This window comes from Pseudoalteromonas sp. Angola-4, from assembly GCF_028599265.1.
GTDB classification, from domain to species: Bacteria; Pseudomonadota; Gammaproteobacteria; order Enterobacterales; family Alteromonadaceae; genus Pseudoalteromonas; species Pseudoalteromonas atlantica.
Window position 1 is genome coordinate 38,538 of the sequence record NZ_JAQREK010000010.1, and the last position, 13,581, is coordinate 52,118.

Genomic DNA, 13,581 nt, shown 5'->3' on the forward strand with positions numbered 1-13,581 from the left:
TATGGATCCAACTCCTCAGTCACAATTAAAACTTCTGATTCAAAAAGGTAAAGAGCAAGGCTACTTAACTTTTGCTGAAGTAAATGATCACCTTCCACAAGACATAATCGACTCAGATCAAGTAGAAGATATCATTAGCATGATTAATGACATGGGTATCAAGGTTAGCGAAAACGCGCCTGATGCTGATGAATTAATGATGCAAGAAACCACGACAGACGAAGACGCAGCAGAAGCTGCTGCTGCAGCCCTTGCAACTGTAGAAAAAGAAATTGGCCGTACAACTGACCCAGTCCGCATGTATATGCGTGAAATGGGTACTGTTGAACTTCTTACACGTGAAGGCGAAATTGTAATCGCTAAGCGTATTGAAGAAGGTATCAACCAGGTACAAATTTCTGTTGCCGAATACCCTGAAGCGATTACTTACCTACTTGAACAGTGGGATAAGTTTGAAGCAGAAGAAATGCGCTTAAGCGACATTATTTCAGGCTTTTTCGACCCTAACGAAGACGAAGCGCAAATCTCAGCAACTCACATCGGCTCTGAATTAAGTGAAGAGCAACTTGATGAAGACGATGATGAAGATGACAAAGACAGCGATGACGATGAAGACGAAGAAGAAGTAGATACAGGCCCAGATCCAGAAGAAGCCCGTATTCACTTTGAAAACTTACGTGATTTATACGTTAAAGCTCGCGCTACCTTTGATGAAAAAGGGCGTTCGCACCCAGATTCTCAAGCCGCTATTTTTGAAATTGGCGAGCTTTTCAGAACCTTTAAATTAGTACCAAAACAGTTTGATCGCATGGTTAACAACATGCGTGAAATGATGGATAGAGTGCGTATTCAAGAACGCCTTATCATGAAACAAGCGGTACAAATTGCTAAGCTACCTAAGAAAACGTTTATTAAGCACTTTGCTAATAACGAAACTGACTCAGCGTGGCTAGACCTAGAAATAAATGCTAACGAAAAACATTCAGCTAAACTTGAAGAAGTGAAGCCTGAAATTATTCGTTGCATCCAAAAGCTATGTGTAATTGAAGAAAGCACAGGCTTAAGCATTGAGCGTATTAAAGACATTAACCGTCGTATGAGCATTGGTGAAGCAAAAGCGCGCCGTGCGAAAAAAGAAATGGTTGAAGCTAACTTACGTCTTGTAATCTCAATTGCTAAAAAATACACAAACCGTGGTTTACAGTTCTTAGATTTAATCCAAGAAGGTAACATCGGCTTGATGAAAGCGGTAGATAAGTTTGAATACCGCCGTGGTTATAAGTTCTCAACTTATGCTACGTGGTGGATTCGCCAAGCGATTACCCGCTCAATTGCTGACCAAGCAAGAACAATCCGTATTCCAGTACATATGATAGAAACGATTAATAAACTTAACCGTATATCTCGTCAAATGTTACAAGAAATGGGTCGTGAGCCAAATCCTGAAGAATTAGCAGAACGCATGATGATGCCTGAGGATAAAATCCGTAAGGTACTTAAAATTGCTAAAGAGCCAATTTCGATGGAAACACCAATCGGTGATGATGAAGATTCGCACTTAGGTGACTTTATCGAAGATACCACTATTGATTCGCCAATCGACTCGGCAACAATGGAATCTCTTCGTGGCGCAACAAACGACGTGCTAGCAGGCCTTACAGCCCGTGAAGCTAAAGTACTTCGTATGCGCTTTGGTATTGATATGAATACCGACCACACCTTAGAAGAAGTAGGTAAACAGTTTGACGTAACACGTGAGCGTATTCGTCAAATAGAAGCGAAAGCACTGCGTAAATTACGCCACCCTTCTCGCTCTGATTTACTAAAAAGCTTTTTAGACGCTAAGTAATTTAGCGCTTCATATAAACTAAAAAGGCCGCTGTAGCGGCCTTTTTTCTATTTAAAGGAAACAACCATGGCTTGGATCCAAATCCGTATCAATGCCAATGCTGCTACCGCAGATGCAGTGAGTGACTTATTAATGGAAGCAGGCAGCGCCTCTGTTACTTTTATTGACGCTAAAGACACACCTATTTATGAGCCTAAAATTGGCACCGTTGAGTTTTGGGCCGATACCACTGTAATTGGTCTATTTGAAGCCAATCATGATATGAACGCGGTAATTGCATTACTTAAGCGTCATGATGAAATTAAAGACACGCTGGTATACAAAATTGAGCAACTAGAAGATAAAGACTGGGAACGTGAGTGGATGGATAACTTTCACCCAATCCAGTTCGGCGAAAAACTGTGGATCTGCCCAAGCTGGCGCGACATTCCAGACCCAGATGCAGTTAATGTACTGCTCGACCCAGGCCTTGCGTTTGGTACGGGTACACATGCAACAACGGCACTGTGCCTTAAATGGCTAGAAAGCCAAGATTTAACCGGCAAAACGGTAGTTGATTTTGGTTGTGGATCGGGCATTTTAGGTATCGCAGCCATAAAACTTGGCGCAGAGCGCATGATAGGTATTGATATTGACCCGCAAGCACTAGAAGCAAGCTTAGATAACGCACAACGTAATGGCGTAGCCGATAAGCTTGAGGTATACCTACCAGAAAACCAACCTGAGTTTAGTGCTGATATTGTAGTCGCTAATATTTTAGCGCAGCCGCTGCGTGAGCTTCACAGTGTAATTTTGGGATTACTTAAACCGGGTGGCAAAATTGCTATGTCGGGCATATTAGAAGAACAAGCCCAATCGGTTGCCGATATTTACGCACCGTTTATTGAGCTTGACGATATTGCACTAGAGGGTGATTGGACCCGTGTAAGCGGCACAAAAAATAGCTAACCGCATACATTTATAAATTTAGAGTTTTAACTCAAAACTTGCATGTAAAGCCTGTATTTAACAGGCTTTACTATTTTTTTACAGTTAGAAAATTAGCATGCATAATTTGACAAAATTATTTTTTGTTTAAATTTCAAACAAATCGACCCACTTGTCATGCGGTTATCAAAAGTCAATACGAAAAGGGCAAAAAAAAGTCACTTTTGTTCAATTTATAGCCTTTGATTTTTCCTAAAAAAACCGTAAACTTAGCGCCCCTTGAAAAGAGGCCTATTGAATACAGTGCGTATCGGTTCATACCAACTTGAGAATAATGTAATAGTCGCGCCAATGGCAGGTATTACAGACAGACCATTTAGACAGCTTTGCCGCCGCTTAGGCGCAGGCTTGGCCGTGTCTGAAATGTTATCGTCAAACCCGAAGGTTTGGAAAACTGAAAAATCGATGAACCGTATGGATCACAGCGGTGAGTCGGGTATACGCGCGGTGCAAATTGCAGGAGCTGATCCTGAGCTTATGGCGCAGGCCGCACAATTCAATGTTGCTAACGGTGCACAGATCATAGATATCAATATGGGGTGCCCAGCAAAAAAAGTGAACAAGAAACTCGCAGGCTCTGCATTATTACAGTTTCCTGAACTTGTGGAAGAGATAGTTGATGCAGTGGTTAACGCTGTTGATATCCCTGTCACACTTAAAATCCGTACAGGATGGGATCAGGACAACCGTAATGGTGTAGAGATTGCGAGAATAGCTGAGCGTTATGGCATTGCGTCACTTGCCGTACATGGGCGTACACGCGCATGTATGTACAAAGGTGAAGCAGAATATGCCACGATTAGGGATATAAAACGCTCAGTGTCGATACCTGTGGTTGCTAATGGTGATATTACATCTCCAGAAAAAGCAAAGCAGGTTTTGGACTATACGGGTGCAGATGCCATCATGATTGGCCGAGCCGCCCAAGGTCGCCCTTGGATATTTAGGGAGATAGACCACTATTTGCGAACTGGAGAACACTTACCACCACCTGCTATTTCAGAGGTGCGAAGTATTTTAATGGAGCATTTAGATAACCTCCATGCGTTTTACGGCGAGCCAATGGGAGCGCGAATCGCTCGCAAACATGTATCTTGGTATTTGCAAACCCATGACAGTGACGGTCAGTTTAGGCGAGTATTTAATGCGCTCGACAACCCACAAGCACAGGTTGACGCATTAACGCAATACTTTAAAACACTAGCAGCTAACTAAGAAAGAAAGAGATTAAATAATGTTCGAACAAAACGTGACTTCTCCATTTATCACAAACCCTCATGTTCAGTCACACGAGAAACCGCAGCCATTGCGTGATGCAGTAAAAAAAGCTGTTCACCACTATTTAAAGCAGCTTAACGGTCAAGATGTGCAAGACGTTTACGACCTTGTTCTTTCAGAGCTAGAAGCGCCATTACTTGAAGAAGTAATGACATACACACGTGGTAACCAAACTCGTGCGGCAATTTTACTAGGTATCAACCGTGGTACTTTACGTAAAAAGCTTAAAAAATATGGCATGAACTAATACCAATTATATTGAAATCGTAAGCATGCTAACGAACTAAACAAGCCCATAACGGCGTTAAAAATTTCTTATGTAGAATAACTACACTGTAAAATTTTTGCCTTGTTATAGACTTGTTTTCCTATCGTTATAACTGCTTACTAATCAAATACAATTGGTATCATGCAAAAAAGCACCTTAGGGTGCTTTTTTTATGCGCACAATTTAGTAGAGATGTTGCAAAATGCTCACGCTTATTGGCGCTTTATAAGTCGTTTTTTGAGTAGTAATCAGTTAAAATGCCCGCTTCTAAGCTAGCTCATTAACTGAGGAAATTAAACTACAATGGATACTCATCGTCCTATTCGTCGCGCACTATTAAGTGTGTCTGATAAAACCGGTATTGTTGAATTTGCCCGCGCACTAGAAGCGCAAGGTGTAGATATTTTATCAACTGGCGGTACCTGCAAACTCCTTGCTGATAACGGCATAAAAGTGACTGAAGTATCAGATCACACAGGTCATCCTGAAATCATGGATGGTCGCGTAAAAACCCTTCATCCTAAAATTCACGGCGGTATTTTAGCGCGTCGCGGACAAGATGAAAGCGTAATGGCAGATAACAACATCTCTGCTATCGATATTGTTGTAGTTAACTTATACCCCTTTGCGAATACTGTCGCTCAAGAAAACTGCAGCCTTGAAGATGCTATTGAAAACATTGATATTGGCGGACCTACCATGGTTCGTGCAGCCGCTAAAAACCACAAAGACGTAACCATCGTGGTAAACGCAAACGATTACGAGCGCGTTATTAGCGAAATGCAAAGCAACAATGGCTCGACAACGTACAAAACACGTTTTGATTTAGCCATTGCCGCGTATGAACACACAGCTCAGTACGATGGCATGATTGCTAACTACTTTGGTAAAATGGTACCTGATTACACTGAAGAAGCCGCTGAAGAGACTAAATTCCCACGCACTATCAATATGCAGTTCACTAAAAAGCAAGATATGCGTTACGGTGAAAACTCGCATCAAGATGCTGCTTTTTATGTTGAAAACAACGTAAGCGAAGCGTCTGTTGCAACAGCTACTCAGCTACAAGGTAAAGCCCTGTCGTTTAATAACATTGCAGATACCGACGCCGCACTTGAGTGTGTTAAAGAATTTGATGTACCTGCATGTGTTATTGTTAAACACGCAAACCCATGTGGCGTTTCAATTGGCGAAGATATTCTTAGTGCTTACGACCGCGCCTTTAAAACAGATCCAACCTCAGCGTTTGGTGGCATTATTGCCTTTAACCGCGAGCTTGACGCTGCAACAGCACAAGCCATTGTTGAGCGTCAATTTGTTGAAGTAATTATTGCTCCTAGCGTTTCAAGCGAAGCAGCAAAAATTGTTGAAGCTAAAAAGAACGTACGCTTATTAGCGTGTGGTCAATGGAGTGGCAAAGCAACTGGCCACGATATTAAACGCGTTAACGGCGGTGTTTTAGTACAAGACCGCGACCTAGGCATGGTTACCCAAGGCGATTTAAAAGTCGTATCTAAGCGCCAACCTTCTGAGCAAGAACTTAAAGATTTACTATTTTGCTGGAAAGTGGCTAAGTTTGTTAAATCAAACGCGATTGTATATGCCCGCGACGGTATGACCATTGGCGTAGGCGCAGGCCAAATGAGCCGTGTTTACTCAGCTAAAATAGCGGGTATAAAAGCCGCTGATGAAAACCTAGAAGTACCTGGCTCTGTAATGGCATCAGATGCGTTTTTCCCATTCCGTGATGGTATAGACGCAGCCGCAGCCGCTGGTATTACTGCGGTTATTCAACCGGGTGGTTCAATGCGCGATGAAGAAGTTATCGCCGCCGCTGACGAAGCTGGCATGGCGATGGTATTTACCGGCATGCGCCACTTCCGCCACTAATCACACAAAGGGTTAAACACAACGTTTAGCCCTTTTTGTTTGCAATCAATTCACGTACTCTGGTTCAACACCTATATAAAATGTTAAGGAACAAACGATGAAATTTGCACTAAAGTCACTACTTGTTGCCTCGCTTACGCTGACCTCAACAATGGCACTTAGCCATAACCATGAGTCAAGCCTTAGCCATGCTATTCAATCAAGCGAGCGTAGCGCTAAAAATAGCGCCCGCGATGAATACCGTCACCCTGAGCAAACACTGGCATTTTTTGGTTTTAAACCAACAATGACTGTAGTTGAAATTGCCCCTGGTGGTGGTTGGTACAGCGAAATTTTAGCCCCTGCACTTAAAGAGCAAGGCTTATATTACGCAGCGCATTTTCCGAGTGATTCATCGGTAGGTTACTACCAGCGCTCTTTAGCCGGCTTTAAGAAAAAAGTGGCCGAAGATGAGCGTTTTAGCAAAGTAAAAATTTCTGAGTTTGCCCCATTAACGCACACTGATATTGCCCCTGCCGGCACTGCCGACATGGTATTAACCTTTCGCAATGTACATAACTGGTACATGGGTAAAGACACTAAAGGCGCACTCAGTGCATTTAGGTCTTTTTATAAAGCGTTAAAACCAGGTGGCGTATTAGGTGTAGTTGAACATCGCTTAGATGAAAGCCGACCTGATGAGGATCAAAAATCAACCGGCTACATGAAGCAAAGTTACGTGGTCGATTTAGCTAAAAAAGCTGGATTTGAATTAGTTGCAAGCAGTGAGATTAACGCCAATCCAAAAGATACAGCCGATCACCCTAAAGGGGTGTGGACGCTACCACCTAGCTTACGCCTTGGCGAACAAGACGCTGATAAATACAAAGCTATTGGTGAAAGCGACCGTATGACGCTGAAATTTAAAAAACCGCTTTAAATAGGAATATTTCGCCATGAATGTATTAGTCATTGGCAGCGGCGGCCGTGAACACGCACTTGCGTTTAAGGCCGCTCAAAACACGAAAGTAAACACTGTATTTGTAGCACCGGGTAATGCCGGTACTGCACTTGAGCCAAAACTAGAAAACGTTGCAATTAACGTTGAAGACCTAGATGGCCTATTAAGCTTTGCACAACAAAACAATGTAGAACTTACGATTGTTGGCCCTGAAGTACCACTTGTATTGGGCGTTGTAGATAAGTTCCGTGAACACGGTCTCGCTATTTTTGGTCCAACAGCCGGTGCAGCGCAGCTAGAAGGCTCTAAGTCGTTTACTAAAGACTTTTTAGCTCGCCATGCCATCCCAACCGCTGATTACCAAACGTTTGAACAAATTGATCCTGCCCTTGCTTATTTAAAAGAAAAAGGCGCGCCAATTGTAATAAAAGCAGATGGCCTAGCAGCTGGTAAAGGCGTTATTGTGGCAATGGATGAACGCGAAGCTGAAGACGCTATTCGCGATATGCTTGCCGGTAATGCTTTTGGCGAGGCTGGCAGCCGCGTCGTGATCGAAGAGTTTTTAGAAGGCGAAGAAGCCTCTTTTATTGTTATGGTTGATGGTAAAAACATTTTGCCATTTGCAACAAGCCAAGATCATAAGCGTGCATACAATGGCGATGAAGGTCCAAATACTGGCGGCATGGGCGCATACTCTCCGGCACCTGTAGTAACCGACGAAATCCACCAGCGCATTATGAACGAAGTCATCGTTCCTACCGTTGAGGGTATGGCAAGCGAAGGCCATCCTTACACTGGCTTTTTATACGCAGGCTTAATGATTGATGCCCAGGGCACGCCTAAAGTAATTGAGTACAACTGTCGTTTTGGTGACCCTGAAACGCAACCTATGATGCTTCGTCTTAAATCAGACTTAGTTGAACTAGTTGAAGCGGCAAACCGCGAAGAACTTGATAAAACAACCATTGAGTTTGACCCGCGCGCAGCCGTAGGTGTTGTACTTGCTGCTAAAGGCTACCCAGGTGATTACCCTAAAGGTGATGCAATATCAGGCCTTAAAGTTAACTACCCTGCTGATGAAAAAGTATTTCATGCGGGTACTAAGCAAGATGGCGAAAACGTTGTCACCGCAGGTGGACGTGTATTATGTGCAACGGCACTCGGCAATACCGTTACCGAGGCACAGCAACGTGCATACGAGCTTGTAAAACAAGTTAGCTGGGAAGGTATGGAGTACCGCACCGATATTGCTTACAGAGCGATTGCCCGAGAGCAGTAGCCTGTAACTAAATTATTGGTTTAACTTAGGGCCTGTTTATCTTTCGAGATTAAATTTGCAGTAGTGTGTTTGGTATTTAGGCAAGGCAGAGCCTATGTAGTGTGGTTATTCCCCATAAATAGGCGATAACGCAGTATAAATACCAAACACGCGCTGCACGAAGGTTCGTCCTAGGGACGATTAACTCTTTGTTGCTCGGTTTTTACTTAGCCCACTAGGTTACAAACCTCGCGCCACGATTAAATCGTCCCTAGTTAGAACAAATTTTAATCCTGAAGGATAAGCAGGTCCTAAAAATTTAACTAAAAAAGCGCAGTTTATATGCGCTTTTTTAGTGCTACACTAATTAAAAGATTTATTACAAGTATACAACGTTGGAAACGAAAACTTTACGTTATCATGCCGCGGCCATAGCCATACTGATTTTCATATTTTATATTATTAGCACACTCGCTTCTAACCTGGTTGTGCCGACTCGCTATACCATCGATAAAACCACGCCTGTATATTTAGACTTTGCCTACTACATAGATGAAAGTAAATCTCACACACTCAACGATATTATTTTAAATCCCGAGCTAATCACCCACCAGCCGTTAACCGATATTCAATGGAGCTTTAAGCAGCAAAACTATTGGCTATTTATAGACCTTGAAAATAAAAGTTTGGATGCTCAAGACATTGTTGCCCATTTTGATAACCCGATGGTTGATCACCTCAGCGTGTATCGGTTAAACAAAAGAAATGAGCTTATAGAAAGCTATAAATTAGGTGATAAAGTAAAGTCTCTCACGCTTTTCCAATATAGCGTACCGCATATACGTTTTGCACTTGAGAGTAAAACAACAGAGCGCTTAGCCATAAAAATAGATACAACGGGGATCAGCAAAACCCCAGTTAATTTGTATCGCCATAAAGAATTTGTTGATTTAGTTCGCTCGCAAACCGGCATTTGGGGCATATTTGCCGGCGTGTTATTAATGGCTGCTCTGTATAATTTAGTGCTTTATTTTGGGATTAAAGACCGCGTTTATTTAGTTTATATAGGCTATATAATTAGTGCGCTGTGTTTAATGGGCATTGTAATGGGCTTTGGCTTTTACTTGTGGCCCCTAGAGTGGCAATTGTACTTACACGAAAAAGTGATTTTTTCAAACTACGCAATGGCCTTTTTTACGCTCGCCTTTTGCACCATGTTTTTGCGCTACCACAAGGACAAATGCTGGCGCTATAAAATGAGTAAAGCGCTACTTATTTTAATATCTTTATTATCAATCACCACTTTATTTATACCCGAGTACATTTCAGCACCCATCTTTTTTTGTGTATTAAGCTTGTTATATATTACGTGTGTTATTTTAATTTATAACAAACTACGCACGGGCTTTAGGTGGGCGAAGTTCTACGTTTTTTCGTGGGTTCCCCTCATTGTTGGCGCGGCAATACAGCCGTTAGAATTAACGGGCTATTTGGATTATAGCTTTGCGATTCGTCACGCGTTTTTAGTGGCTATATTGTGTGAAGTTATTTTAATGGCTATGGCACTTGCCGATAGAGTGCGCTACCAGCGCGAGCGTGCGCTTTATCATGCTACACATACCCAGCAAACTAAATTACTTAACAGTGCCAAATTAAAGCAAGCATTTATGAGCTTACAAGCGCAGGGGCGAAATACCACCTTGTGTTTAATTAAAATCCGCCATTTTAACTCGCTCAATACCATTATTACCCCATCACAGGGCTACACTTTAATAAAGCATGTGGCTAAGCAAATAGAGTTAGAGCTTAGCCATGAGCGCGAATTTACCAACCTAGATACAGATTTTAATAACAGCCCCCGCTTAGCCGACTTAGGCAGCGGGGTATTTGCCTGCATATCTACTAAAAACCAAAACCAGGAGTCACTTGAAAGGGTCTTAATTAAAGTTATAAATAGCCTACCCAAACAATACGAAATTCAAGGCTTAAACTTACAACTTACCTATAACATAGGGATTAGTAGCGCAGCCCACAGTGACGACTTTGAATACTGGACGAAACGGGGTTACTTGGCACTTAAAAAAGCTAAAAGTAATAACGATTTAGTAGTAAGCGCTTCTAACGGCAGTAATATATTAATGGATGTGGCATTGGCCGCTAAATTACAACAAGCGATTAAAAACAACCAACTTGCGTTGTATTACCAACCTCAAATAGGGCTGAACTTTAATCAAGTATGTGGCGCTGAAGCGCTGCTACGTTGGCCCGACCCGGCTTTTAAAGGCGTATCGATAGAAGAGCTGATCACCCTTGCTGAGCACACAGGTATTATTAACGAGCTTACCTTATGGGTTATTGAGCAAGCCTGTAAAGATATCGTCAAACTAACCGAGCAAGGCTATAACGATCACCCAATTAGCGTAAATTTAAGTGCTAAAAATCTGTCGATTAAAAACCTAGCCGAAAAAGTCGAAAACATTCTTATAAAATACCAAGTTCCGGCGCAGCTTCTTAAGTTTGAATTAACGGAGTCAGCATTAGTCGAAAGCCACGAAGCGCTTATTTCATTGGTTAATGAGCTTTCTGATTTAGGGGTGCGCGTGGTCCTTGATGACTTTGGCACTGGCTATTCATCGCTAAGTTATTTGGTTAATTACCGCTTTACGGAGCTCAAAGTAGATAAATCGTTTGTATTTGATTTAACGAATAACACCGCCAATAAAGTGATTGTGCAAACCGCTATAGATATGGCACATAACCTAGGGCTATCTATAACCATGGAAGGCATAGAAACCCAAGATGTGCACCACTTATTAAAAGAAATGGGCGCCGACAGAGCGCAAGGTTACCTATACGCTAAGCCACTCCCCCTAGATGACTATTTGTATTTCTTAAAAAGCCAATACAGTTTAAAGATGTTAAACTCCACGCTTTAATATCAACATCTTTAGGGGCCAAGTAAAGATGCAAGGCACTTTGCGTAAATTAAAATCGAGCTTAACAGAGCCGGTTCAATATCATCTTCCTGTGGGCGACAACCTAGTCGACCTAAACGCACTCATTGGTAAAGAGTTAACGCTGACGTTTAGCGGTACCATTTTATGCTCAAACTGTGGCAAAAAAACCAAAAAGAGTTACTCGCAAGGCCACTGTTTTGTGTGTATGCGCAAGCTTGCTAGCTGCGATATGTGCATTATGAAACCAGAAACTTGCCATTACGATAAAGGCACTTGCCGCGAGCCGCAATGGGGCGAAGAAAACTGCATGATCCCGCATTATGTGTATTTAGCCAACACCTCTGGGCTTAAAGTAGGCATTACTCGCCATACGCAAATACCGACACGTTGGGTTGATCAAGGCGCCACTCAAGCACTGCCTATTTTTAAAGTACAAACACGTTTGCAATCAGGCTTAGTTGAGGTGGCATTGGCCGAGTTTATTGCCGATAAAACCAATTGGCGTAACATGCTAAAGGGTCAAAACGAAGCCATTGACCTTAAAGCCGCTGCGGCAGAGCTGATCCCGCAAATTAGCGATAAATTAAACGAGCTAAGCGAGTTATTTGGTGCCACAGCCATAGAGCAACTTGATGAAGACGTGGTTGATTTAAACTTTCCGGTGACAGAGTACCCTACTAAAATTAGCTCGTTTAATTTTGATAAAAACCCAGTAGTAAGCGGCGTGCTGCAAGGTATAAAAGGTCAGTACTTAATTTTTGATACTGGCGTTATTAATGTGCGTAAATTTACCTCATACGAGGTAACAGTAGGGTAACTATGCTAAACAGCTTTCCACAGTTATTAATTGTTTATAATGAGCTTGAAATAGCGCACGATAAACAAGAACAAGAAGCGTGTTTGCACAGCGTTACGCAAAGTGAGCTTAGTAATGTGCGTGTGTTGAACAAGCAAGGTGAGTACGTTGACCTGCAAGGCGCTGCATGCGCCCCTCTTTCACAGGAGCAGCTAGCGCAACTGGTCACCACTTATTTATTAAATGAAGGGCAATGCTGCCTTGGCAAAATTAAAACCCTTAATACCAAGCAGGCGTTTGATTTACTGGGTTTGTAACCCTTAGTTATACCAATTCGCTTAATTAAGTATTATTGCGGATTGGTCTTAGTACTCACTAAGCACTTTTATATGCGCTACAGCACTCCTTCCTAATGCTGATAGCGCATAGCCCCCTTCAAGGTAAGATATAACACCTTTGCAGCCACTCTCTTTTGCAACGTCGCATAATTGCTCTGTAAGCCAGCTGTAGTCATCTTCTACAAACTTTAAACTTGCCATGTCATCTTCTAGGTGGGCATCAAACCCTGCACTAATAAATAGCAGCTCTGGCTTAAAGGCTTTTAATTTTGGCAACCATTGGGTATTAAACACTTCTTTTAAATCATCGCCACTACTGGCAATTGGCAAAGGGGAGTTAACTATGTGGCTGTTATTTTTTACGGCCGTGTTTGGGTAAAATGGGTATTGAAATAGCGAACAAAGTAATACGTTTTCATCGTTTATAAATATGTCTTGGGTGCCATTACCATGGTGTACGTCAAAATCAGCAATTGCTATACGTTTAATGCCTTTACTTTGGGCATACTTAACCGCTATAGCTAAATTATTAAATACACAAAACCCAGATGAAGCGTGTGCATTGGCATGATGCCCTGGCGGGCGTACAGCGCAAAACGCCGCATCGAGTTTATCTGCGAGAATTTCATCTACAGCCAGCAACCCTGCTCCTACGGCGCGCTCTACCGCTTTAAATGAATCAGGGCAAAGCCAGGTGTCGCCATCAAGGTTATGCAGCCCCTGCTGAGGAACTAAGCGCTCCACAAGGTTAACTAATGACTCATCATGGGCTAATAAGTAATGCTCACGCTGCGCTTTAGGCGCTTGTAGATGCGTTAAGCCAATATCTACACCACTTGCCAAAAGTCTATCAGCAATAGCGTCTAGGCGCTCTGGGCACTCTGGATGTTCGTCAATCATTTTATGTTTACGGCAATGAGGATGTGAAATAACTGCAGTACGCATAAACGCTCCTTTAATGTGAGTGCTTAATATAACAAAGCCACCTTACGGTGGCTTTGCGACTTTGGTGTATAGCAT

The 13,581-nt window shown here is 42.5% G+C and carries 11 protein-coding genes; 10 read left to right on the forward strand and 1 reads right to left on the reverse strand.

Annotation, left to right across the window (positions count from 1 at the left end):
- Window position 1 precedes the first annotated feature (1 nt).
- From rpoD to PSH48_RS12570, 10 genes are all read left to right on the forward strand, one after another.
- Window positions 2–1,849 carry an RNA polymerase sigma factor RpoD gene (gene rpoD, locus PSH48_RS12525; RefSeq protein WP_054983281.1) on the forward strand — a complete coding sequence of 616 codons (1,848 nt, stop codon included), beginning with the start codon at window positions 2–4 and terminating at the stop codon, window positions 1,847–1,849.
- Between the two features lie 66 nt (window positions 1,850–1,915).
- On the forward strand, window positions 1,916–2,797 hold the full coding sequence (gene prmA, locus PSH48_RS12530; RefSeq protein ID WP_004588629.1) for a 50S ribosomal protein L11 methyltransferase: 882 nt from the start codon (window positions 1,916–1,918) through the stop codon (window positions 2,795–2,797).
- A 282-nt stretch (window positions 2,798–3,079) separates the two neighbouring features.
- On the forward strand, window positions 3,080–4,051 hold the full coding sequence (gene dusB / locus PSH48_RS12535) for a tRNA dihydrouridine synthase DusB (protein WP_004588630.1): 972 nt from the start codon (window positions 3,080–3,082) through the stop codon (window positions 4,049–4,051).
- 19 nt (window positions 4,052–4,070) lie between these two features.
- On the forward strand, window positions 4,071–4,361 hold the full coding sequence (fis, locus tag PSH48_RS12540) for a DNA-binding transcriptional regulator Fis (RefSeq protein ID WP_002957804.1): 291 nt from the start codon (window positions 4,071–4,073) through the stop codon (window positions 4,359–4,361).
- Between the two features lie 324 nt (window positions 4,362–4,685).
- The gene (purH, locus tag PSH48_RS12545) at window positions 4,686–6,272 is read left to right on the forward strand and encodes a bifunctional phosphoribosylaminoimidazolecarboxamide formyltransferase/IMP cyclohydrolase (RefSeq protein ID WP_004588631.1); all 1,587 of its coding nucleotides are present in this window, start codon (window positions 4,686–4,688) and stop codon (window positions 6,270–6,272) included.
- A 97-nt stretch (window positions 6,273–6,369) separates the two neighbouring features.
- Window positions 6,370–7,191 carry a class I SAM-dependent methyltransferase gene (locus PSH48_RS12550; RefSeq protein WP_273611680.1) on the forward strand — a complete coding sequence of 274 codons (822 nt, stop codon included), beginning with the start codon at window positions 6,370–6,372 and terminating at the stop codon, window positions 7,189–7,191.
- 16 nt (window positions 7,192–7,207) lie between these two features.
- Window positions 7,208–8,491, forward strand: a complete 1,284-nt coding sequence (gene purD / locus PSH48_RS12555) for a phosphoribosylamine--glycine ligase (RefSeq protein WP_273611681.1) — start codon at window positions 7,208–7,210, stop codon at window positions 8,489–8,491.
- 374 nt (window positions 8,492–8,865) lie between these two features.
- Window positions 8,866–11,406 (forward strand): EAL domain-containing protein, encoded by a 2,541-nt coding sequence (locus PSH48_RS12560; protein ID WP_273611682.1) that lies wholly within the window; start codon window positions 8,866–8,868, stop codon window positions 11,404–11,406.
- Between the two features lie 28 nt (window positions 11,407–11,434).
- Window positions 11,435–12,244, forward strand: a complete 810-nt coding sequence (locus PSH48_RS12565; RefSeq protein WP_055252638.1) for a DUF2797 domain-containing protein — start codon at window positions 11,435–11,437, stop codon at window positions 12,242–12,244.
- A gap of 2 nt (window positions 12,245–12,246) precedes the next feature.
- Entirely contained in the window at window positions 12,247–12,540 is a 294-nt protein-coding gene (locus PSH48_RS12570; protein WP_004588636.1) for a hypothetical protein, read from the forward strand.
- A 48-nt stretch (window positions 12,541–12,588) separates the two neighbouring features.
- Here PSH48_RS12570 and PSH48_RS12575 read toward each other — a convergent pair whose 3' ends face one another.
- A complete protein-coding gene (locus tag PSH48_RS12575) occupies window positions 12,589–13,506 on the reverse strand; it encodes a histone deacetylase family protein (RefSeq protein WP_273611683.1) in 918 nt (305 codons plus the stop codon).
- Window positions 13,507–13,581: the final 75 nt, after the last annotated feature.

Excerpts from the sequence above, each read along its gene's own strand:
- rpoD (WP_054983281.1), top strand. The coding sequence starts at position 2 with ATGGATCCAACTCCTCAGTCACAATTAAAACTTCTGATTCAAAAAGGT.
- prmA (WP_004588629.1), top strand. The coding sequence starts at position 1,916 with ATGGCTTGGATCCAAATCCGTATCAATGCCAATGCTGCTACCGCAGAT.
- fis (WP_002957804.1), top strand. The coding sequence starts at position 4,071 with ATGTTCGAACAAAACGTGACTTCTCCATTTATCACAAACCCTCATGTT.
- purH (WP_004588631.1), top strand. The coding sequence starts at position 4,686 with ATGGATACTCATCGTCCTATTCGTCGCGCACTATTAAGTGTGTCTGAT.
- PSH48_RS12550 (WP_273611680.1), top strand. The coding sequence starts at position 6,370 with ATGAAATTTGCACTAAAGTCACTACTTGTTGCCTCGCTTACGCTGACC.
- purD (WP_273611681.1), top strand. The coding sequence starts at position 7,208 with ATGAATGTATTAGTCATTGGCAGCGGCGGCCGTGAACACGCACTTGCG.
- PSH48_RS12565 (WP_055252638.1), top strand. The coding sequence starts at position 11,435 with ATGCAAGGCACTTTGCGTAAATTAAAATCGAGCTTAACAGAGCCGGTT.
- PSH48_RS12570 (WP_004588636.1), top strand. The coding sequence starts at position 12,247 with ATGCTAAACAGCTTTCCACAGTTATTAATTGTTTATAATGAGCTTGAA.
- PSH48_RS12575 (WP_273611683.1), bottom strand. The coding sequence starts at position 13,506 with ATGCGTACTGCAGTTATTTCACATCCTCATTGCCGTAAACATAAAATG.